Annotated in this window: 18 protein-coding genes; 13 read left to right on the top strand and 5 right to left on the bottom strand. The window is 61.1% G+C overall.

Translation table 11 applies throughout. The annotated features are described in order from the left end of the window. Positions 1 to 74 precede the first annotated feature (74 nt). Positions 75 to 2,948: an aminomethyl-transferring glycine dehydrogenase gene (gene gcvP / locus IF199_RS28745; RefSeq protein ID WP_192559248.1), complete on the top strand. Its 2,874-nt coding sequence runs from the start codon at positions 75 to 77 to the stop codon at positions 2,946 to 2,948. A 54-nt stretch (positions 2,949 to 3,002) separates the two neighbouring features. On the opposite strand, the gene IF199_RS28740 is transcribed toward gcvP, so the two are convergent. Beyond that, complete coding sequence (locus tag IF199_RS28740; RefSeq protein WP_169843014.1) at positions 3,003 to 3,323, bottom strand: DUF2388 domain-containing protein; 321 nt, start codon at positions 3,321 to 3,323, stop codon at positions 3,003 to 3,005. 138 nt (positions 3,324 to 3,461) lie between these two features. On the opposite strand from IF199_RS28740, the gene IF199_RS28735 reads away from it, so the two are divergent. Then, the gene (locus IF199_RS28735; RefSeq protein ID WP_192559247.1) at positions 3,462 to 4,427 is read left to right on the top strand and encodes a hypothetical protein; all 966 of its coding nucleotides are present in this window, start codon (positions 3,462 to 3,464) and stop codon (positions 4,425 to 4,427) included. 5 nt (positions 4,428 to 4,432) lie between these two features. Here IF199_RS28735 and tfpB read toward each other — a convergent pair whose 3' ends face one another. Further along, positions 4,433 to 6,217 carry a type IV pilus assembly ATPase TfpB gene (tfpB, locus tag IF199_RS28730; RefSeq protein ID WP_096817439.1) on the bottom strand — a complete coding sequence of 595 codons (1,785 nt, stop codon included), beginning with the start codon at positions 6,215 to 6,217 and terminating at the stop codon, positions 4,433 to 4,435. Between the two features lie 90 nt (positions 6,218 to 6,307). After that, a complete protein-coding gene (locus tag IF199_RS28725; RefSeq protein WP_192559246.1) occupies positions 6,308 to 6,646 on the bottom strand; it encodes a hypothetical protein in 339 nt (112 codons plus the stop codon). Positions 6,647 to 6,772: 126 nt separating this feature from the next. On the opposite strand from IF199_RS28725, the gene IF199_RS28720 reads away from it, so the two are divergent. Further along, on the top strand, positions 6,773 to 7,243 hold the full coding sequence (locus IF199_RS28720) for an Lrp/AsnC family transcriptional regulator (protein ID WP_007951785.1): 471 nt from the start codon (positions 6,773 to 6,775) through the stop codon (positions 7,241 to 7,243). Positions 7,244 to 7,374: 131 nt separating this feature from the next. Here the strand turns inward: IF199_RS28720 and IF199_RS28715 are convergent, their stop codons facing one another. Beyond that, complete coding sequence (locus IF199_RS28715; protein WP_192559245.1) at positions 7,375 to 8,745, bottom strand: CYTH domain-containing protein; 1,371 nt, start codon at positions 8,743 to 8,745, stop codon at positions 7,375 to 7,377. A gap of 156 nt (positions 8,746 to 8,901) precedes the next feature. On the opposite strand from IF199_RS28715, the gene argE reads away from it, so the two are divergent. Beyond that, positions 8,902 to 10,050: an acetylornithine deacetylase gene (gene argE, locus IF199_RS28710; protein ID WP_096817444.1), complete on the top strand. Its 1,149-nt coding sequence runs from the start codon at positions 8,902 to 8,904 to the stop codon at positions 10,048 to 10,050. 135 nt (positions 10,051 to 10,185) lie between these two features. Then, complete coding sequence (gene argA / locus IF199_RS28705) at positions 10,186 to 11,484, top strand: amino-acid N-acetyltransferase (RefSeq protein WP_102619648.1); 1,299 nt, start codon at positions 10,186 to 10,188, stop codon at positions 11,482 to 11,484. A 39-nt stretch (positions 11,485 to 11,523) separates the two neighbouring features. On the opposite strand, the gene tauA is transcribed toward argA, so the two are convergent. After that, complete coding sequence (gene tauA / locus IF199_RS28700; protein ID WP_425220396.1) at positions 11,524 to 12,513, bottom strand: taurine ABC transporter substrate-binding protein; 990 nt, start codon at positions 12,511 to 12,513, stop codon at positions 11,524 to 11,526. Positions 12,514 to 12,878: 365 nt separating this feature from the next. Here tauA and IF199_RS28695 point away from each other — a divergent pair, with 365 nt between their 5' ends. From IF199_RS28695 to IF199_RS28660, 8 genes are all read left to right on the top strand, one after another. Further along, complete coding sequence (locus IF199_RS28695; protein WP_096817448.1) at positions 12,879 to 14,222, top strand: OprD family porin; 1,344 nt, start codon at positions 12,879 to 12,881, stop codon at positions 14,220 to 14,222. A 305-nt stretch (positions 14,223 to 14,527) separates the two neighbouring features. Continuing rightward, entirely contained in the window at positions 14,528 to 15,166 is a 639-nt protein-coding gene (locus IF199_RS28690; RefSeq protein WP_192559243.1) for a peroxiredoxin, read from the top strand. A 242-nt stretch (positions 15,167 to 15,408) separates the two neighbouring features. Then, positions 15,409 to 16,002: an NADPH-dependent FMN reductase gene (gene ssuE / locus IF199_RS28685; RefSeq protein ID WP_085731495.1), complete on the top strand. Its 594-nt coding sequence runs from the start codon at positions 15,409 to 15,411 to the stop codon at positions 16,000 to 16,002. Between the two features lie 89 nt (positions 16,003 to 16,091). Then, positions 16,092 to 17,072 (top strand): sulfonate ABC transporter substrate-binding protein, encoded by a 981-nt coding sequence (locus IF199_RS28680; protein ID WP_192559242.1) that lies wholly within the window; start codon positions 16,092 to 16,094, stop codon positions 17,070 to 17,072. 25 nt (positions 17,073 to 17,097) lie between these two features. Beyond that, positions 17,098 to 18,246, top strand: a complete 1,149-nt coding sequence (ssuD, locus tag IF199_RS28675; RefSeq protein WP_011336452.1) for an FMNH2-dependent alkanesulfonate monooxygenase — start codon at positions 17,098 to 17,100, stop codon at positions 18,244 to 18,246. Positions 18,247 to 18,255: 9 nt separating this feature from the next. After that, on the top strand, positions 18,256 to 19,038 hold the full coding sequence (gene ssuC, locus IF199_RS28670; protein ID WP_011336451.1) for an aliphatic sulfonate ABC transporter permease SsuC: 783 nt from the start codon (positions 18,256 to 18,258) through the stop codon (positions 19,036 to 19,038). Beyond that, the gene (gene ssuB, locus IF199_RS28665) at positions 19,035 to 19,841 is read left to right on the top strand and encodes an aliphatic sulfonates ABC transporter ATP-binding protein (protein ID WP_096817453.1); all 807 of its coding nucleotides are present in this window, start codon (positions 19,035 to 19,037) and stop codon (positions 19,839 to 19,841) included. Before ssuC ends, ssuB begins: the two co-directional genes overlap by 4 nt. A gap of 27 nt (positions 19,842 to 19,868) precedes the next feature. After that, complete coding sequence (locus IF199_RS28660; protein ID WP_007953520.1) at positions 19,869 to 20,084, top strand: TOBE domain-containing protein; 216 nt, start codon at positions 19,869 to 19,871, stop codon at positions 20,082 to 20,084. Positions 20,085 to 20,132: the final 48 nt, after the last annotated feature.

Genomic DNA, 20,132 nt, shown 5'->3' with positions numbered 1-20,132 from the left:
CGACGGTATCGACTGCTATGCTGGTTTGACCGTGTTGCATTGACGCCGAGCCGCCAGCCAAGAGAGAGCCCGTCATGTCCCAGTTGCCATCCCTGAGCCAGTTACGCGACCCCCATGCCTTCCTGCGCCGTCACCTCGGCCCCGATGCCGCCGAGCAGCAGGCGATGCTCGACAGCCTGGGCCTGGGCAGCCGGATCGAACTCATCGAACAGACCGTCCCGCCTGCCATCCGCCTCAACCGCGAACTGGACCTGCCGCCCGCGCTGGACGAGCAAGCTGCGCTGGCGAAACTGCGCGGTTACGCCGAACAGAACCAGGTCTGGACCAGCCTGATCGGCATGGGCTACCACGGCACCCTCACGCCGACGGTCATTCTGCGCAACGTGCTGGAAAATCCCGGTTGGTACACCGCCTATACGCCCTATCAACCGGAGATCGCCCAAGGCCGGCTCGAAGCGTTGCTCAACTTCCAGCAACTGACCATCGATCTCACCGGTCTGGAACTGGCCAACGCCTCGTTGCTCGATGAGGCGACTGCGGCCGCCGAGGCCATGGCGCTGGCCAAACGTGTGGCGAAGTCGAAGAGCAATCTGTTTTTCGTCGACGAAAACTGTCATCCGCAAACCATTTCCGTGGTGCAGACCCGCGCCGAAGGCTTCGGCTTCGAGCTGATCGTCGACACGGTGGATAACTTGAAGCAGCACCAGGTGTTCGGCGCGCTGCTGCAATACCCCGACACCCACGGCGAGGTCCGCGACCTGCGTCCGTTGATCGATCACCTGCATGCGCAACAGGCGTTGGCCTGTGTGGCAGCCGATTTGCTCAGTCTGTTGCTGCTGACCCCGCCGGGTGAACTGGGCGCCGATGTGGTGTTCGGCTCGTCCCAGCGTTTCGGTGTGCCGATGGGTTATGGTGGGCCGCACGCGGCGTTTTTCGCCAGTCGCGAAGAGTACAAACGGGCGATTCCCGGGCGGATCATCGGCGTCTCGAAAGACGCGCGCGGCAACGTGGCGCTGCGCATGGCCCTGCAAACTCGGGAGCAGCATATTCGCCGGGAGAAGGCCAATTCGAACATCTGCACCGCCCAGGTTTTGCTGGCCAACATCGCCAGTTTTTACGCGGTCTATCACGGGCCGCAAGGGCTGAAGCGGATCGCCCAGCGCGTGCACCGGCTGACCTGCATCCTCGCCGCCGGCCTTGAGCGGCATGGCATCAAGCGCATCAACGAGCACTTTTTCGACACACTCACCCTGGACGTCGGCGGCGCGCAGACCGCGATCATCGAAAGCGCTCAGGCCGCGCAGATCAACCTGCGGATTCTCGGTCGCGGCCATTTGGGCCTGAGCCTCGATGAAACCTGTGACGAGAGCACGGTCGGCAAACTGTTCGATGTGCTGTTGGGTGTCGATCATGGATTGAACGTCGAAGAACTCGACGCTGAAACGCTGGTGTCCGGGATTCCGGATAATCTGCTGCGCAGTTCACCCTATCTGCGCCACCCGGTTTTCAACGCCCATCACAGCGAAACCGAGATGCTGCGCTACCTCAAGCAGCTGGAGAACAAGGATCTGGCGCTCAACCAGTCGATGATTCCGCTCGGCTCCTGCACCATGAAACTCAACGCCACCAGTGAAATGATCCCGATCACCTGGCCGCAGTTCGCCAACCTTCACCCGTTTGTGCCTCGAGAGCAGGCCATCGGTTACACACTGATGATCGAAGAGCTGGAGCGCTGGTTGTGCGCGATCACCGGGTTCGACGCGATCTGCATGCAGCCCAACTCCGGTGCCCAGGGTGAATACGCCGGGTTGCTGGCGATCCGCAAATACCACGAAAGTCGCCACCAGGGCGGGCGCGACATCTGCCTGATTCCGTCCTCGGCCCACGGCACCAACCCGGCCTCGGCGCAGATGGCCGGGATGAGGGTGGTGATCGTCGAGTGCGACGAAGCGGGCAACGTCGATCTGGAGGATTTGAAGGCCAAGGCTTCCGAGGCCGGGGACAAGTTGTCGTGCCTGATGGCGACGTATCCGTCGACCCACGGCGTGTACGAGGAGGGCATCAGCGAAATCTGCGAAGTTATCCACAAGCACGGCGGCCAGGTGTACATGGACGGCGCCAACCTCAATGCCCAGGTCGGACTGGCGCGGCCGGCGGACATCGGCGCCGACGTTTCACACATGAACCTGCACAAGACCTTCTGCATTCCCCACGGCGGAGGCGGGCCGGGCATGGGGCCAATCGGTGTGCGGGCGCATCTGGCGCCGTTCGTCGCCAATCACCCGGTGGTGCCGATCGACGGGCCGCAACCGCAGAACGGTGCGGTGAGCGCAGCGCCCTGGGGCAGTGCGAGCATTTTGCCGATCAGCTGGATGTACATCGCCATGATGGGGCCGCAACTGGCGGACGCCAGCGAAGTGGCGATCCTCGCGGCGAATTACCTGGCGCAGCATCTGTCCGGCGCCTTTCCCGTGCTCTACACCGGGCGCAATGATCGGGTGGCCCATGAATGCATTCTGGATCTGCGGCCGCTGAAAGCGCAGACCGGCATCAGTGAGGAAGACATCGCCAAACGCCTGATGGATTACGGCTTCCATGCGCCGACCATGTCGTTCCCGGTGCCGGGTACCTTGATGGTCGAGCCGACCGAGAGTGAGTCCAAGGCCGAACTGGACCGCTTCATCGGCGCCATGTTGAGCATCCGCGCGGAAATCACCGAAGTGCAAAACGGCAACTGGCCGGCCGAGGACAATCCGCTCAAGCGTGCGCCGCATACGCTGGCCGATGTCACCGGCGTCTGGGAGCGGCCTTACACTATTGAGCAGGGCATCACGCCGGATGCGCATACCAAGGCGCACAAATACTGGCCGGCGGTGAACCGGGTGGACAACGTCTATGGCGACCGCAACCTGTTCTGCGCGTGTGTGCCGGTGGATGATTACCGCTGATTGGCGGGCAAAAAAATGCCGCTCATGTGAGCGGCATTTTTTTGGGCGAAAGGTTTATTCCGATGCTACGGCGTTCTTCGCCAGGATCGCGTTCGCCAGTTCCATGTCCGTCGCTTGCAGGCCCGGGTTGTCGGCGCGGACTTTCTGCATGGCGGCTTCCAGGTACGGGCCACGGATGCCGCCATCGCTGGCAACGAAACTGCCGGCGTCATCCTGGGCGGCGACGATCAGCTTGTGATCCTTGAAGGTCAGGTACGTCGAGCCAGTGGTGGCGCCGGACGAAATGACGTTACGCCAAAAGCTGTCGGCCATCGCTGAACCAACGGGAAGGGACAGCAGGGCGAGGGTGGCGACAGCAAGTTTGAGACGCATGATGGGTGACTCCACAGGGGGTTGAACTGAGACCTTGGATCGCCATTTACCCTGTCGAGTTCCATGGCGGCTCAAGTAGCGCTAGAGGCGCGGTCACTTGTTTGAGACCATGCCCCCTGATTTTTTCGCAGGGATGCAATCGTGGGTGTTATCGCGCTGATTTACGGGGTGATGTGGACGGTGCTGATGGGCGCGTTCATCGGCCTTCCTGGCCTTTTGATCATGCTCTGTGTTCCGCCATGGCGCAGGGCGCTGCTGCGCCATCCGCGCAAATTTGCTGTCCTGATGCTGATCTGTGTCTGCGTGGTTGGCTATACCTTGTTTCAGGTGGTGGTCAGTTATCGGGAAAACAAGCTCCTTAATCCGAAACTGGAGGATGCCGTTCAAGTTCAGGGTCTGAATTTTCCTGCCGGCACCCGGTTGCACCTGAGATCAGCCGAACCGCTGGACGGGAGCGGCCAGCCTCAGGTCTATGGACTGGCCAACCTGCGGGGTGCCGAGTTTGCTGTACCGCATACCATCAAGGGAATGCGAGTTTCTACCCTGCAGATGACTCTCCCGTTGGCAGTAGATTTGAAGCTCGTCGGGGATCAAGAGGTGGAGGGCTGGCCCTGTCGCGGAGGGAGTTGGGTCCATCTGGGCTTCGCCGAGCATACCCGGTTTCAGCCGGAGCATTGGCAGTTCAGCGATTGTCAGTTGGTGGCTGGTACGAAAATCGCCGGGCTGAACTGGCCGGATTCCAGCCAGCTCTACAAGCTGGACACCGGCTACGCTGTTACCCATTTTCGTTCGACATCCACGGTCTTCATCGACGGCATAGAACTGGCGAACGTGAGCGTCCGTCTGGATCCGCAGCGCACGCTCGTGCGTTGGGATGGGAACCTGAAGAGCCCGCTGACCCTTGGCGAGTGGACGTACCCCCAAGGAATGAGAGTGCAACAGAACGCGCCGCACACATTGATATTCAGTGCGGACGAATACTACACCGGACGAAACCTGCACTCCGGCAAGAAGCTGGGGCCCGGCCAGTCGATTGAGCAGCATAGGCTGGACGGCTCTGAGCTATGGATCAAACCCAGCACCGAGGTTGAGGGGTTTGACCGGTAACCGGGCTATTTCTGTTCGCTTTGCGGGGTGACCCGCAACACCTCCTCGATAGTCGTAAGCCCCGCCGCGACTTTCTGCGCGCCGGACAATCGCAGGCTGCGCATGCCCTCCTTGAAGGCCTGGCGCCGGAGCGCCGTCAGATCGGTATCCGGGCTGATCAACGCTTTGAGGCTGTCGGTCAGTTGCATGATTTCGTAGACCCCGGCGCGACCGTGATATCCGGTGTCGCGGCATTCCAGGCAACCGATGGCCCGTTGTGCGTTGCCCGGCAGCGGCGCCTGCCACGGTCGGGTCAGGGTTTGCCAGTCTTCCTCGCCGATGGGCAATGGCACCTTGCAGTGCGGGCACAGCGTACGCACCAGCCGTTGGGCCATGACCCCGAGCACCGTGGCCTTGATCAGGTAATGCGGCACGCCGAGTTCCAGCAGGCGGCTGATGGCGCTCGGTGCATCGTTGGTGTGCAGGGTTGATAGCACCAGGTGCCCGGTCAATGCAGCCTGGATCGCCATTTCGGCGGTCTCCAGGTCGCGGATCTCGCCGATCATGATGATGTCCGGGTCCTGCCGCATCAGCGCCCGTACCCCGGCGGCGAAGGTCAGGTCGATGTTGTGCTGCACCTGCATCTGGTTGAAGGCCGGCTCGACCATCTCGATCGGGTCTTCGATGGTGCAGAGGTTGATTTCCGGGGTCGCCAGTTTTTTCAGGGTGGTATAGAGCGTGGTGGTCTTGCCCGAACCGGTCGGCCCGGTCACCAGAATGATGCCGTTGGGCTGGCGGGTCATGTCCTGCCAGCGGCGCAGGTCGTCGGCGGAAAACCCGAGCTGATCGAAATCCTTGAGCAGTACTTCCGGGTCGAAGATCCGCATCACCATTTTTTCGCCGAACGCGGTGGGCAGCGTCGACAGGCGCAACTCGACCTCGCCACCGTCCGGGGTCTTGGTCTTGACCCGGCCGTCCTGGGGTTTGCGCTTCTCGGCGACGTTCATTCGGCCAAGGCTTTTCAGGCGACTGACAATCGCCATCGTCACTTGCGGCGGGAACTGATAGACGTTGTGCAGTACGCCGTCGATACGAAAGCGCACCGTGCCTTGCTCGCGGCGTGGTTCGATGTGGATATCGCTGGCCCGTTGCTGGAAGGCGTACTGGAACAGCCAGTCGACGATGTTGACGATGTGTGCGTCGTTGGCGTCCGGCTCCTGATCGCTGGCGCCGAGGTTGAGCAGTTGTTCGAAATTGCCGAGGTTGCTGCCCGGCTGGTCGGCGTTGCTGGCGCCGCTGACCGATTTGGCGAGACGAAAGAACTCGACGCTGAAACGCTGGATGTCCACCGGGTTGGCGACCACCCGTCTGATCGGCAGTTTCAGCACGTGGGTCAGGTCGGCTTCCCAGCCATTGACGTAGGGCTGGGCGCTGGCGACGGTCACTGCATCGCGGTCGACCGACACCGCAAGGATCCTGTGGCGCTGGGCGAAGGCGTAGGACATCAGCGGGGTGATGGCGGCGACGTTGATCTTCAGCGGATCGATCCGCAAATACGGCTGGCCGGCCTGCTGCGCCAGCCACAGGGTCAGGCTTTCCAGGTCCAGGTGTTTGCCCGGCCGGCTGAGGTCGTCCAGTTGCTGGCCGGCGATGAATTCCAGCGGGTGCACCTGCCCATGGGTGGCATGGCGGCGGCGCGCATTCAGCGCATGCTCGGCCGAATCCTGGCTGATGAAGCCCTGGGCGACCAGTTCACGCAATACATCATTGAGATCCAGCCAGCGGTCCTGAGTGGCGAGTTGAACGGACATGCGGGCTCCTTTTGAACGACAGTTCGCAAAGGATAGTCGTGGCCCCGTAGACCGTTGGGCCACTACCCGACAAAGGCGTTTCCGCTTTTGTCAGCCTGCCGCCTGAGTGGGCGCATCCCACGCCGCGTCGGGGTTTTGCAGGTTCACCGAGCAGACGCTGATCAGGTTACGAAGTTTTTCCGCGATCACCTGGGCGCGATGCCAGCTCAGGCCACTCATGACTATGTCGATGGACAGCAGGTCGTCCAGGCGCTGGACATTGACCTGTTCCGGGGTGAGGAACTGCAAGGCGAACAGGTTCAACACACGCACCAGCAAATCCGGCTCGGCCTCGGCCAGTATCTGGTACTGCGCAAGGCAATGGGCGTTGTTGACGTTCCACACATCGGCACGGGGCGCTGGGGTGTTGACGGCTTCGAGGTGTGGCATGGCAGGTCTCCGGAATCAGTGGAGGAATTTTTACATCCGATGCCGGGCATTTCTTGTCTAAGATGAGCTGATCAGGCGATTGATAAGGCAGATCGATTCGCTGTTGGCTGATTTTGAGGATTATTTATGCACAGTGAGCTGGACAGCTACGACCGGCGCATTCTCGCCCTGCTGCAAGAGGACGCTTCCTTGTCCAGCGCACAGATCGCCGAACAGGTGGGCCTGTCGCAGTCGCCTTGCTGGCGGCGGATTCAGCGGATGAAGGAGGAGGGGATCATTCGCGGCCAGGTGACTTTGCTCGATCGCAAGAAAATCGGCCTGAACACGCAGATCTTCGCCGAAATCAAACTCAACGCCCACGGCCGTTCGAACTTCACCGAATTCACCGAGGCGATTCGCGGCTTTCCCGAAGTGCTGGAGTGTTACGTGCTGATGGGGGCGGTGGATTTCTTGCTGCGGATTGTCGCGGCGGACATCGAGGCGTATGAGCGATTTTTCTTCGAGAAACTGTCGCTGGTGCCGGGGATTCAGGAGGTGAACTCGATTGTGGCGCTGTCGGAGATCAAATCGACGACGAGCCTGCCGGTATTGCGCTAAGTGCTTTTGTGGCGAGGGAGCTTGCTCCCGTTGGGCTGCGAAGCAGTCCCAAACCGGTGTCTGCCGGAATTGGGAGTCCTTCGGCCTCCAGCGGGAGCAAGCTCCCTCACCACAGTTTCTGTTGCTGAGGATTACATGCGCAGCAGCATTTTCCAGGCGCGGTTCTGGTAAACCGCAATCGCCTGATGCTTGCGCGCATCGAGCAGTTCATCCGTGATGGTCGGCTCGTTGGCCAGTTGCGCCAGTTTGTTCAGCTCGCCGTACAGACGATCCATTTCCGGGATTTCCAGCACGTTGCGCGCGTGGTGCAGCCAGACCTGGATGCGCTCGATGCGCGGCAGTTGCTCGGCCAGATCTTCCGGCTGCTGCTGATAACGCTGCAATTGCAGCGAAGTGGCTTCTTCGCCCAGCAGGCGCGGCAACCAGCTGCCCAATTGCGCAGCGCCCTGGCGATTGCCACGGGTGTTGCGGTTGGCCGCCCAGGTGCGGGCCAGCAACCAGCGCGACGTGTTCAGCGAGAACAGGCCCCAGCGCGGGTCTTCCAGTTCTTCGAGGAACTGCTCCGGCGCGGCTTTGCGCACGTCTTCGTCTTCAATACCGACCTGTACCAGTGGACGCCAGTCTTCCAGCAGGGCGTCCAGCGCAACGCGCAGGTCGTGGGTCGACTGACGCGGTGCGGCCTGGCCGAGGCTGCTGAGCAGGGCGCGCATTTCCGCGAGGTTCTCGACCCAGTCCTGCAGCAGGCGCCAGTGGCCGTTGAAGCGATACTGTTCGGCCAGACGCTGGCTGCTGCCGAGCAAGTGCCAGCTCAGGGAGGCGAAGGCATCGTCCAGCGGGGTTTCAGCGGTGATGGCCGGTGCCGGCAGGCTCAGCGAGTAGCTGTTGGCGTCGTACAGGCGATAGCCGCGCTCGGCCTTGCTGATGTCGCACGGCATCAGGGCCAGGGTTTCGGCCAGTTCGGCGGCCAGTTCCAGCAACGCGGCAGGCTCGCCTTCGCGCAGTTCCAGTTCCAGCTCGCAGATTTCTTCTTTCTGTTTGCCGACTACCACGTGGCCCAGGTCCAGCGCGGCTTCGATGACCACTTTGGTCTTGCCACGGCCCCAGGCGATTTCGGCGCGCTCGCGGACGAAATCGGTGGTGAAGATCGGCTTCAGGGTTTTCTTGTCCAGCTCGGCGAGGGACTCGGGCCAGCATTCGCCGTCGAGTTTCTTCACGTCGAGCTTGGCTTTGGGCAGGTTCCAGTCGTACTCGTTACGCTCGGACAGACCGGCAACACTCTGGCCACGGGTCTTGAGGGTCTGAATCACTTCTTCGCCGTCTTTGCGCAGGCGCAGGGCAACCTTGGCCCGGGCCAGGTCACGCTCGGGCGTGTCGAAGTACTGATTCATCAACTCACGGCGTTCCCAGCCACTTTTGTTGCGTTTTTTCAGGAGAGGGTGCTCGCGCAGGGCGGCGAGAGTTTCGCGGCTGACGCGGAGTTTGATTTCGGTTTCTTTCTGCATGGCCGGAAAATCCAGGATCGGGAGCGCAGCCGGGGGAATGTGTGGCTGCCAAGGCCGTGCAGTGTACAGGACTCAAACTTCCTACGCCTTGCGGCGGTTTATTCTCGGCGCCGGATGGTTCTATGATGGACTTCAATCCGGGAGTTGGAGTCAGCGATGCCTTTGCCGTCCATGCAAGACCAGTTCGCTGCACTGATCGCCGTGCCGTCGGTCAGTTGCACCCAGCCGAGCCTCGATCAGTCCAACCGGGCAGTGATTGACTTGCTCGCGGGTTGGCTCGGTGATCTGGGCTTCAGCTGCGATATCCAGCAGGTCAGCCCCGGCAAATTCAACCTGCTCGCCAGTTTCGGCAGCGGCCCCGGCGGGCTGGTGCTGGCCGGGCACAGCGACACGGTGCCCTACGACGATGCGTTGTGGAAAACCGATCCGCTGAAACTCACTGAAGTCGACGGCCGCTGGGTCGGCCTCGGCAGTTGCGACATGAAGGGCTTCTTCGCCCTGATCATCGAAGCCGTGCAACCACTGCTCGACCAGCCGTTCAGGCAACCGCTGCTGATCCTCGCCACCTGCGATGAAGAAAGCTCGATGTCCGGCGCCCGGGCGCTGGCCGAAGCGGGGCGGCCGCTGGGCCGGGCAGCGGTGATCGGTGAGCCGACCGGGCTCAAGCCGATCCGCATGCACAAGGGCATCATGATGGAGCGCATCGACATCCTCGGGCAGAGCGGCCATTCGTCGGATCCACGCCTGGGGCACAGCGCCCTCGAAGCGATGCACGACGCCATCGGCGAACTGCGCGGCCTGCGCCTGCTGTGGCAACGCGAATTCAACAACCCGCAGTTCAGCGTCCCGCAGCCGACCATGAACTTCGGTTGCATCCATGGTGGCGACAACCCCAACCGCATCTGCGGTCAGTGTTCGCTGGAGTTTGATCTGCGGCCGTTGCCGGGAATGGACCCGAAGGTTCTGCGGGCCGAGATCCTGCGCAAGCTCAACCCGGTCGCCGAACGGCATCAGGTGAAGATCGACTACGCACCGTTGTTCCCCGAAGTGCCGCCGTTCGAGCAGGCCGAGGACGCCGAACTGGTGCGAATTGCCGAAAAACTCACCGGCCACACGGCCGAAGCGGTAGCGTTCGGCACCGAAGCGCCTTATCTTCAGCGCCTTGGCTGCGAAACCATCGTGCTCGGCCCCGGCGACATCGCCTGCGCCCACCAGCCGGACGAGTACCTTGAAATGTCACGTTTGCAGCCTACCGTGCATCTATTGCGGCAGTTGATCGAACATTACTGTCTCAAAGCTGTATAAATTGCCGTCCGGCCAACCCGTATTCATGAGGAGAGCGCGCGTGTCGCCAAGCCTGTTCCGACGATAACCATCAGCCCGCTGTGCGTTTTCCGTTTCGCCCTTTTTCCGGCTGCTATTTATTACAGGCCCAGGTTCATGCCCGAATACGTCAATTGGCTTCGTCACGCGTCCCCTTATATCAATGCCCACCGCGACTGCACCTTCGTCGTCATGCTGCCCGGCGACGGCGTGGAGCATCCGAATTTCGGCAACATCGTCCATGACATCGTGCTGCTGCACAGTCTCGGCGTGCGGCTGGTGCTGGTCCACGGCTCCCGTCCACAGATTGAAACCCGTCTCGCTGCTCGCGGCCTGACCCCGCATTACCACCACGGGATGCGCATCACCGATGCCGCGACGCTGGAGTGTGTGATCGACGCGGTCGGCCAGTTGCGCATCGCCATCGAAGCACGGCTGTCGATGGACATGGCCTCGTCGCCGATGCAGGGCTCGCGCCTGCGAGTGGCCAGCGGCAATCTGGTGACCGCACGGCCGATCGGCGTGCTGGAAGGTGTCGATTATCACCACACCGGCGAAGTGCGCCGGGTCGACCGCAAGGGCATCAACCGTCTGCTCGACGAGCGCTCCATCGTGCTGCTATCGCCGCTGGGTTACTCGCCGACCGGTGAAATCTTCAACCTCGCCTGTGAAGACGTCGCCACCCGCGCCGCCATCGATCTGGGCGCTGACAAGCTGCTGCTGTTCGGCGCGGACCTCGGTCTGATCGACGAAAACGGCAAACTGGTACGCGAACTGCGTCCACAACAGGTGCCGGCACATTTGCAGCGTCTGGGCAGCAACTATCAGGCGGAATTGCTGGATGCCGCCGCCGAAGCCTGCCGTGGCGGCGTGGCGCGTAGCCATATCGTCAGTTATGCCGAGGACGGCGCGCTGCTGACCGAACTGTTCACCCGTGACGGTGGCGGTACGCTGGTGGCCCAGGAGCAATTCGAGCGGGTGCGCGAGGCGGCGATTGAAGACGTCGGCGGCTTGCTCGACCTGATCAGTCCGCTGGAAGAGCAGGGAATTCTGGTGCGCCGTTCGCGCGAAGTGCTGGAGCGTGAGATCGAGCAGTTCAGCGTGGTCGAGCGTGAAGGGATGATCATCGCCTGTGCGGCGCTGTATCAGATTGCCGATTCGGATGCCGGTGAGCTGGCGTGCCTGGCGGTGAACCCGGAATACCGCCATGGCGGTCGCGGCGACGAATTGCTCGAACGCATCGAGACTCGTGCCCGGGCGCAAGGCCTGAAGACGCTTTTCGTCCTCACCACCCGCACCGCCCACTGGTTCCGCGAGCGCGGCTTCGAGCCGAGCAGCGTCGAGCGCCTGCCGGCGGCCCGGGCTTCTCTCTATAACTATCAGCGCAACTCGAAGATCTTCGAAAAAGCCCTGTGATCGGCGATTGCCCCCATGCGACTCGTGGGGGCAAATCCTTTACTCAGCAACAAACTTCGCACTGACATACGGCGAGTAGTCGGGCAGTACGCTTTCGACCTTGCCTTGTTCCTTCAGGAATTTCGCCGTCTCACCAATCGCCTTCGCCGTGCCGCCGTCCAGCAGCGCAGTGGTCTGTTGCGCCTTGGCATCGGTGAACGCCGAACCTGCGAGCAATTCCGGGACATCGGCGGCGTTGGCACCGGTCAGTTTGGCGATTTTCTGCACCGGTACCGAGTCGGCCGTCCAGCTGTCTTTATGGGCGGCATAGTCGGCGAACGAGTCCAGAGTCACCTTGGCAAATTTGGCCACGACCTCAGGATGCTTCTCGGCAAAGTCCTTGCGCGCTACCCAGACTTCGAAGGTCGGCGCGCCCCACTGGCCGACCTGCGCGGCATCGGTCAGGGTCTTGCCGGTCTTGCGGATCTCGCCCAGCGCCGGCGACCAGACAAAGGCGCCGTCGATGTTACCGCGTTTCCAGGCCGCCGCGATTTCTGCGGGTTGCAGGTTCACCACTTTGACTTTCGAGGTGTCCAGGCCCCAGTGCTTGAGCGCACCGAGCAGGCTGTAGTGGGAGGTGGAGACGAACGGGGTGGCGATGGTCTTGCCGATCAGATCCTCGGGCTTGTTGATACCGCTGCCGTTGCGAACGACCAGGGCTTCGGCGGCATTGATCTGTGCCGATACGATGAACGCAACAATCGGCAGGTTGCGCGAAGCGGCGGCAGCCAGCGGGCTGGAACCGAGGTTGCCGATCTGTACGTCACCGGAGGCGATGGCTGTCACAACTTCCGGGCCACTGTTGAAACGGCGCCAGTCGATTTTTTCGCCTATGGTCTTCTCGTAAACGCCATCGGCCTGAGGGACTTTGCTTGGATCGATGCCGGTCTGGTAGCCGACAGTGAGGTTGGCGGCGTGGGCTGAGAAAGAAATCAATGCCGATACAAAAACTGTAACAAATTGACTAGATAGTGCGCGTTTGGCCATGATGGCGTCGCCTTTTCGATAGGGTTTGACGAATCGGGGTTTCGCCAAAGCTAAACGATCTAAAAAAAGGCTAATAAATACCATTTAGGAATGAGCTTAGTCGCCGATACGCTGTATCCCGGTGCAGATGGCCATTACAGAGCCATATACCCGAATGGTATGAAAAAGAATGAATAAATTCTTTTTGGGTTTATCAGGAAATCTTTACCCTGCAAGGACCAAATAACTGCGATTAGACCTTGGTCGTAGACACACAAGGTTACGATTGACTTGTCAGTCACGGTCTGGCGCTAATCGCGCATCTTAGGATCCAGGGGCATCAGACTCCGGACCAGGAACACAAGAATTAGAAACGAGAGGAGCGATACATGAACAAGTCCACCTTGGCCCTGGCCGTGGCTGTAGGGGTTATGGCGCAGCAGGCAGGCGCCGCCGGTTTCATCGAAGACAGCAAGGCCACATTGGGGCTGCGTAACTACTACATCAACACCGACAACCGCGATGGCCAGCCGTCTGCAACGTCGAACACTCGCAACAAGAACGCCGAGTGGGGCCAAGGCTTCGATCTGCGCTTCATCTCCGGTTACACCCAGGGCACCGTTCAGTTCGGTGTTGACGCAATCGGCCTGTACGGCGTGCGCCTGGACTCCAGCCGTGCAGAACACGGCAACTACACCGGCACTGCTTCGGGCGGCACCGTTTTCCCAAGCGATGGCAACAAAGCCGTACATGATTTCGCCAGCCTGGGTGTGACCGGCAAGGTCAAAATCTCCCAGACCGAGCTGAAGGTCGGTACCTTGCTGCCGAACAACCCGGTCATCAAGTACAACGATGGTCGTCTGCTGCCACAAACCTTCCAGGGCGAAGCGATCACGTCGAACGAGATCAAGGACCTGACCCTGACTGCCGGTCAGGTTGAAGCCGTGAAAGGTCGTAACTCGAGCAACAACGAGAACATGTCGATCGCTGGCGCGAACGCCGGTTCGAACTACGACACCGGCGTGTTCAGCAACAAGTTCTACTACGCGGGTGCTGATTACAAAATCACCAAAGACCTGACCGCCTCGTACTACTACGGCGAGCTGAAGGAGTTCTACTCGCAGAACTTCCTGGGTCTGGTACACAACTGGGCAATCGGTCCAGGCGTACTGAAAAGCGACCTGCGTTACTACCGCAGCCGTGACAACGGCAACAACGGCGACACCCCTGCCTACTACACCAGCGGCTTCTACGGCGGCAAAACCGTCAAGGGCAAGGTCGACAACGATCTGTACAGCTACCTGGCGCTGTACTCGGTTGAAGGTCACACCTTCGGTGGCGGCTATCAGTACACCAAGGGTGACAGTGACTTCCCTTGGCTGAACCAGGGTGACGGCTCGTCCAACAGCACCATCACCGACATGCAGATCCAGAAGTTTGCCCGTGCCGGCGAACGTACCTGGCAAGCTCGCTACGCCTATGACTTCGCCAAGGTCGGCGTACCTGGCCTGACGGCTGGCGTGATCTACCTGCGTGGCAACAACATCAATACCCCTCTGGGCGACAGCACCGAGTGGGAACGTGACCTGACCGTTGGTTACGTGATTCCGGAAGGCCCGCTGAAGAACCTCGGCGTTGCCTGGAAGAACGCCATGTGGCGTACCGACCTGGCGAACACTCGTTCCCAGGACGAAAACCGCCTGATCGTCAGCTACTCGATCCCGCTGCTGTAATAGCGCTCCTGCACTGATGTAAAAAACCGATGTAAAAAAGCCCCGTCCGGCATCGCGCCGGACGGGGCTTTTGTGTTTTCGGGTCAGGCCCACCCCCGTAGACCTTTCCCGACATTTCCCTCTTTGCAGCAACTCAAGGCCTTCTCGAACCTTGGGGCCGATGTTCGGCGCGTTGCCGACAGGCGTCCAGTGAACAGATGTTTAATATTCTTAAACGATATAAATATCTCGTTATTTATTCTTTTTCAGATAGGCAAATCCCGAGCTACAGTTGAGGTCTCCAACAACTCATCAGGAGCAGCACCATGAGCCTCAGACTCGGCGATATCGCCCCCGATTTCGAACAGGATTCCAGCGCCGGCAAGATTCGTTTTCACGAGTGGCTGGGCGATAGCTGGGGCGTGCTGTTTTCCCACCCGGCGGACTTCACCCCGGTCTGCACCACCGAGCTGGGCTTCACCGCCAAGCTCAAGGATGAGTTCACCAAACGCGGCGTGAAGGCGATCGCGCTGTCGGTCGATCCGGTGGATTCGCACCACAAATGGATCGAAGACATCAACGAAACCCAGCACGCAATCGTCAACTTCCCGATCCTGGCCGACGCCGATCGCAAGGTGTCCGATCTCTATGACCTGATCCACCCGAACGCCAGCGACACGCTGACTGTGCGTTCGCTGTTCGTGATCGATCCGAACAAGAAGATCCGCCTGACCATCACCTACCCGGCGAGCACCGGGCGCAACTTCCACGAGATCCTGCGGGTGATCGACTCGCTGCAACTCACCGACAACTACAAGGTGGCCACCCCGGCCAACTGGCAGGACGGTGATGAAGTGGTGATCGTGCCCTCGCTCAAGGATGAAGACGAAATCAAGCAACGCTTTCCGAAGGGCTACCGCGCGGTGAAGCCGTACCTGCGCCTGACGCCACAGCCGAACAAATAACCGTCCTCGGATCGCTCCCACACTCTGCATGGGGAGCGATCAGTTCGAACCACGATGCAGGGTTTCAGGCCGTTTTCACGGCCTGTTTTTTTGCCCGGAAGAACGTGAAACGTATATCTCCATAAAGAATAACCAAATGAATAAATATGATTTATGGATATATGAATCAGCTGGTAAGGTCTGTGTCATTGAAGCGAGATCGCAACCCGCGAATCGCCGGTAATGCTCAAGGAATTGTCTGAATGCTGGTCGTCTCACTCGGTGGCAGTCCCAGTCAACGCTCCCGTTCCGGGGTGTTGCTGGAGCGCTCGCAACGCTGGTTGCAGCAGCAAGGGGTGGAAGTGGTGAGTTATCAGGTGCGGGACTTCCCGGCCGAAGACCTGCTCCACGCCCGCTTCGACAGCCCGAAGGTGCTCGACCTGCTGCAACAGATTGAAAACGCCGATGGCCTGCTGATCGCGACTCCGGTCTACAAGGCGTCGTTCTCCGGCGCACTGAAGACCGTACTGGATCTGCTGCCCGAGCGCGCCCTGAACCACAAGATTGTCTTGCCGATGGCCACGGGCGGCAGCATCGCCCACATGCTGGTGGTCGATTACGCACTCAAACCGGTGCTGTCGGCCTTGAAGGCCCAGGAAATGCTGCAAGGGATTTTTGCCGAGGACAGCCAGATCGCCTACGGCGAAGGCAGTGCCGCGGCGCAGTTGGCGCCAGCTCTGGAGCAGCGGCTACATGAAGCGCTGGACCAGTTTGTCAGCGCCATGGCCCGCCGGCCGAAGCCACTGGAGCCGGGGCTGTTGAACGAACGTTTGTTGAGTGCTCGCTGGAGCATTTGAGCCACATCGAAACTTGAAGTACTGGCCTTACTCGCCCGCCAACGGGCAAGCAGGTGCAGCCAAAACCCAACAGCAAAAAGGAGAGCGCTATGCGCACTGTATTTTTGCGTCGTGGTCTGGTCGCTCTGTTTGCTGCGGCTGTGTCCTTCGGCGCCATCACTCAAGCTCAGGCCGAGACGCTTCGGATCGGTTATCAGAAATACGGCACGCTGGTGCTGCTCAAAGCCAAAGGCACGCTGGAAAAACGCCTCGCCGCCCAAGGCGTCGACGTGCAATGGACTGAATTCCCCGGCGGCCCGCAACTGCTGGAAGGCCTGAACGTCGGCTCGATCGACTTCGGCGTCACCGGCGAAACCCCGCCAGTCTTCGCCCAGGCGGCCGGTGCCGACCTGCTCTACGTGGCTTACGAGCCGCCAGCGCCAAACAGCGAAGCGATCCTCGTGCCGAAAGATTCGCCAATCAAATCGGTGGCGGATCTGAAGGGCAAGAAAGTCGCCCTGAACAAAGGCTCCAACGTCCACTACCTGTTGGTGCGTGCGCTGGAAGACGCCGGCCTCAAGTACACCGATATTCAAACTGTATTCTTGCCGCCGGCCGATGCCCGCGCTGCGTTCGAACGTGGCAGCGTCGACGCCTGGGTCATCTGGGATCCGTACCAGGCCGCCGCCGAGAAGCAACTGCAAGCGCACACCCTGCGTGACGGCAAAGGCATCGTCGACAACCACCAGTTCTACCTGGCGACCAAACCCTACGCACAGAAAAATCCCGAGGTGATCAAGACCCTCGTGGAAGAAGTGCGCGCCGTCGGCGAATGGTCCAAGGCCAATCCTGAAGACGTGACCCAACAGGTGTCGCCGCTGCTCGGCCTGCCGGCAGACATCACCCTGACCTCGGTGAAGCGCCAGGGCTACGGCGCGCTGTTCCTGACCCCGGAAGTGGTCGCCGCGCAACAGAAAATCGCCGACACCTTCTACCAGCTCAAGCTGATTCCCAAGCCGTTGAGCATCAAGGATGTGATCTGGACACCACCGGCCGCTGTGGCCCAAAGCTCGGCGACCCAAGCCCGGTAAATCGAATTCCCAAGGAGACCACTCCATGAGCCTCAACATCTTCTGGTTCCTGCCTACCCACGGTGACGGCCATTACCTTGGCACCGCCGAAGGCGCCCGCGCCGTCGACCACGGCTATCTGCAACAGGTCGCGCAAGCGGCGGATCGACTGGGTTTCGGCGGCGTGCTGATTCCTACCGGCCGCTCCTGCGAGGATTCGTGGCTGGTGGCGGCATCGTTGATTCCAGTGACCCAGCGCCTGAAATTTCTGGTCGCCCTGCGCCCCGGGATCATTTCCCCGACGGTGGCGGCGCGTCAGGCCGCGACCCTGGATCGGTTGTCTGGTGGTCGTGCGCTGTTCAACCTGGTGACTGGTGGCGATCCGGAAGAGTTGGCCGGCGACGGGCTGTTCCTCGATCACGAAGCGCGCTATCAGGCCTCGGTGGAGTTCACCCGGATCTGGCGTCGTGTACTGGAAGGCGAAACCGTGGATTACGACGGCGAGCACATCAGCGTGAAGGGCGCCAAGTTGCTCTATCCGCCGATCCAGCAACCGCGTCCGCCGTTGTACTTCGGTGGCTCTTCGGAAGCGGCGCAGGATCTGGCAGCGGAACAAGTGGAAATGGTCCTGACCTGGGGCGAGCCGCCAGCAGCGGTGGCCGAGAAGATCGAACAGGTTCGCGCCAAAGCGGCCAAACTCGGCCGCACCGTGCGCTTCGGCATCCGTCTGCATGTGATCGTGCGGGAAACCAACGCCGAAGCATGGCAAGCGGCGGATCGCCTGATCTCACATCTGGACGACGACACCATCAAACGTGCCCAGGCCTCGCTGGCGCGGTTCGATTCGGTCGGCCAGCAACGCATGGCCGCGCTGCACGGTGGCAGTCGTGACAACCTCGAAGTCAGCCCGAACCTGTGGGCCGGCGTCGGCCTGGTGCGCGGCGGTGCCGGTACAGCGCTGGTCGGCGACGGTCCGACTGTAGCTGCACGCGTGAAGGAATACGCGGATCTGGGCATCGATACCTTCATCTTCTCCGGTTACCCGCACCTCGAAGAGTCGTATCGGGTCGCCGAGCTGCTGTTCCCGCACCTCGACGTCGAACGTCCTGAACTGCCGAAAAGCGCCGGTTACGTCAGCCCGTTCGGCGAAATGGTGGCCAACGACATCCTTCCCAAAGCCGCGTCCCAGAGCTGAGGCGCCGCCATGAAGAAATTTATCCACAGCCTCGCGCCCTGGGCGTTGCCGGTGTTGTTGCTGGCGGTGTGGCAGTTGTCGGTGTCGGCCGGTTGGCTGTCGACGCGGATTCTGCCGGCGCCGGTGGCGGTGATCGAGGCCGGCGTGAGCCTGGTGCGCAGCGGCGAAATCTGGACGCATCTGGCAATCAGTGGCTGGCGCGCGGCGCTGGGCTTCACCATCGGTGGCAGCATCGGCCTGGTGCTGGGCTTCATCACCGGCCTGTCGAAGTGGGGCGAACGCCTGCTCGACAGCTCGGTGCAGATGATCCGCAACGTGCCGCATCTGGCGCTGATTCCGCTGGTGATCCTGTGGTTCGGCATCGACGAGTCGGCGAAGATTTTTCTGGTGGCGCTGGGGACGCTGTTCCCGATCTACCTCAACACCTATCACGGCATCCGCAACGTCGATCCGGCGCTGGTGGAAATGGCCCGCAGTTATGGCTTGTCCGGTTTCAGCCTGTTCTGGCAGGTGATTCTGCCGGGGGCGTTGCCTTCGATTCTGGTCGGCGTGCGTTTTGCGCTGGGCTTCATGTGGCTGACGCTGATCGTGGCGGAAACCATCTCCGCCAGCTCGGGCATCGGTTACCTGGCGATGAATGCCCGTGAGTTTTTGCAGACCGACGTGGTGGTGCTGGCGATTCTGCTTTACGCGGTGCTCGGCAAACTGGCCGACCTCGCAGCCCGTGGACTTGAGCGTGTGTGGCTGCGCTGGCATCCGGCGTATCAAGTGGCGAAAGGAGGTGCGGCATGACCGCTCAACAACCTCCACGCCTGCTGCGCGGCATTCCGCTGGCGGTGCGCAATCTGCAAAAGACCTTCGGTTCGCGGCAGGTGCTGCGGGGTATCGACCTGCACATTCCGGCGGGACAGTTCGTCGCCGTGGTCGGACGCAGCGGATGCGGCAAAAGCACGTTGCTGCGCTTGCTTGCTGGTCTTGATCAACCCACCGGCGGCGACCTGCTGGCCGGCGCTGCACCGCTGAGCGACGCGCAGGAAGACACCCGATTGATGTTCCAGGAAGCACGGTTGCTGCCATGGAAAAAGATCATCGACAACGTCGGTCTCGGCCTTAAAGGCAACTGGCGTCCGCAAGCCCTGGAAGCGCTGGATGCGGTCGGCCTCGCCGATCGCGCCAACGAATGGCCGGCGGCCTTGTCCGGCGGGCAGAAGCAGCGTGTGGCACTGGCGCGCGCCTTGATCCATCAACCGCGCCTGTTGCTGCTCGACGAACCGCTGGGTGCACTGGACGCGCTGACCCGGATCGAGATGCAGCAACTGATCGAACGTCTCTGGCAACAGCATGGTTTCACCGTGTTGCTGGTGACCCACGATGTCAGCGAAGCGGTGGCGATTGCCGACCGGGTGATTCTGATCGAGGACGGCGAAGTCGGTCTCGATCTGCAGGTGGAGCTGCCGCGCCCTCGGGTGCGTGGCTCCCATCGACTGGCAGCGCTGGAAACCGAAGTACTCAACCGTGTGTTGTCCCTGCCCGGCGAGCCGCCGGCGCCGGAACCCGTTTCACCCTTGCCTACGCAACTGCGTTGGGCTCAATAACTCAAGCAAACGACAGGAATCAATGCCATGACTATCAAAGCCATCAACGTACGCAACCAGTTCAAAGGCGCGATCAAGGAGATCGTTCTCGGCGACGTGCTGTCGGAAATCGACGTGCAGACCGCTTCCGGCATCGTCACGTCGGTGATCACCACCCGTTCGGTCAAGGAGCTGGAACTGGAGGTCGGCAGCGAAGTGATCGCCTTCGTGAAATCCACCGAGGTGTCCATCGCCAAGTTGTAAGCCTGTGAGTAAAAAACAACCCCGAAGGGTGTGAGCCCTTCGGGGTTT

This window comes from Pseudomonas allokribbensis, from assembly GCF_014863605.1.
In the GTDB taxonomy this organism is placed as follows: Bacteria; Pseudomonadota; Gammaproteobacteria; order Pseudomonadales; family Pseudomonadaceae; genus Aquipseudomonas; species Aquipseudomonas allokribbensis.
This window is presented reverse-complemented; position numbering and strand designations above follow the sequence as displayed.

Bases quoted from the DNA above. Each gene is read 5' to 3' on its own strand.
- gcvP (WP_192559248.1), top strand. From the start codon at position 75: ATGTCCCAGTTGCCATCCCTGAGCCAGTTACGCGACCCCCATGCCTTC.
- tfpB (WP_096817439.1), bottom strand. From the start codon at position 6,217: ATGTCCGTTCAACTCGCCACTCAGGACCGCTGGCTGGATCTCAATGAT.
- IF199_RS28725 (WP_192559246.1), bottom strand. From the start codon at position 6,646: ATGCCACACCTCGAAGCCGTCAACACCCCAGCGCCCCGTGCCGATGTG.
- IF199_RS28720 (WP_007951785.1), top strand. From the start codon at position 6,773: ATGCACAGTGAGCTGGACAGCTACGACCGGCGCATTCTCGCCCTGCTG.
- IF199_RS28715 (WP_192559245.1), bottom strand. From the start codon at position 8,745: ATGCAGAAAGAAACCGAAATCAAACTCCGCGTCAGCCGCGAAACTCTC.
- argE (WP_096817444.1), top strand. From the start codon at position 8,902: ATGCCTTTGCCGTCCATGCAAGACCAGTTCGCTGCACTGATCGCCGTG.
- argA (WP_102619648.1), top strand. From the start codon at position 10,186: ATGCCCGAATACGTCAATTGGCTTCGTCACGCGTCCCCTTATATCAAT.
- IF199_RS28695 (WP_096817448.1), top strand. From the start codon at position 12,879: ATGAACAAGTCCACCTTGGCCCTGGCCGTGGCTGTAGGGGTTATGGCG.
- IF199_RS28690 (WP_192559243.1), top strand. From the start codon at position 14,528: ATGAGCCTCAGACTCGGCGATATCGCCCCCGATTTCGAACAGGATTCC.
- ssuE (WP_085731495.1), top strand. From the start codon at position 15,409: ATGCTGGTCGTCTCACTCGGTGGCAGTCCCAGTCAACGCTCCCGTTCC.
- IF199_RS28680 (WP_192559242.1), top strand. From the start codon at position 16,092: ATGCGCACTGTATTTTTGCGTCGTGGTCTGGTCGCTCTGTTTGCTGCG.
- ssuD (WP_011336452.1), top strand. From the start codon at position 17,098: ATGAGCCTCAACATCTTCTGGTTCCTGCCTACCCACGGTGACGGCCAT.
- ssuC (WP_011336451.1), top strand. From the start codon at position 18,256: ATGAAGAAATTTATCCACAGCCTCGCGCCCTGGGCGTTGCCGGTGTTG.
- ssuB (WP_096817453.1), top strand. From the start codon at position 19,035: ATGACCGCTCAACAACCTCCACGCCTGCTGCGCGGCATTCCGCTGGCG.
- IF199_RS28660 (WP_007953520.1), top strand. From the start codon at position 19,869: ATGACTATCAAAGCCATCAACGTACGCAACCAGTTCAAAGGCGCGATC.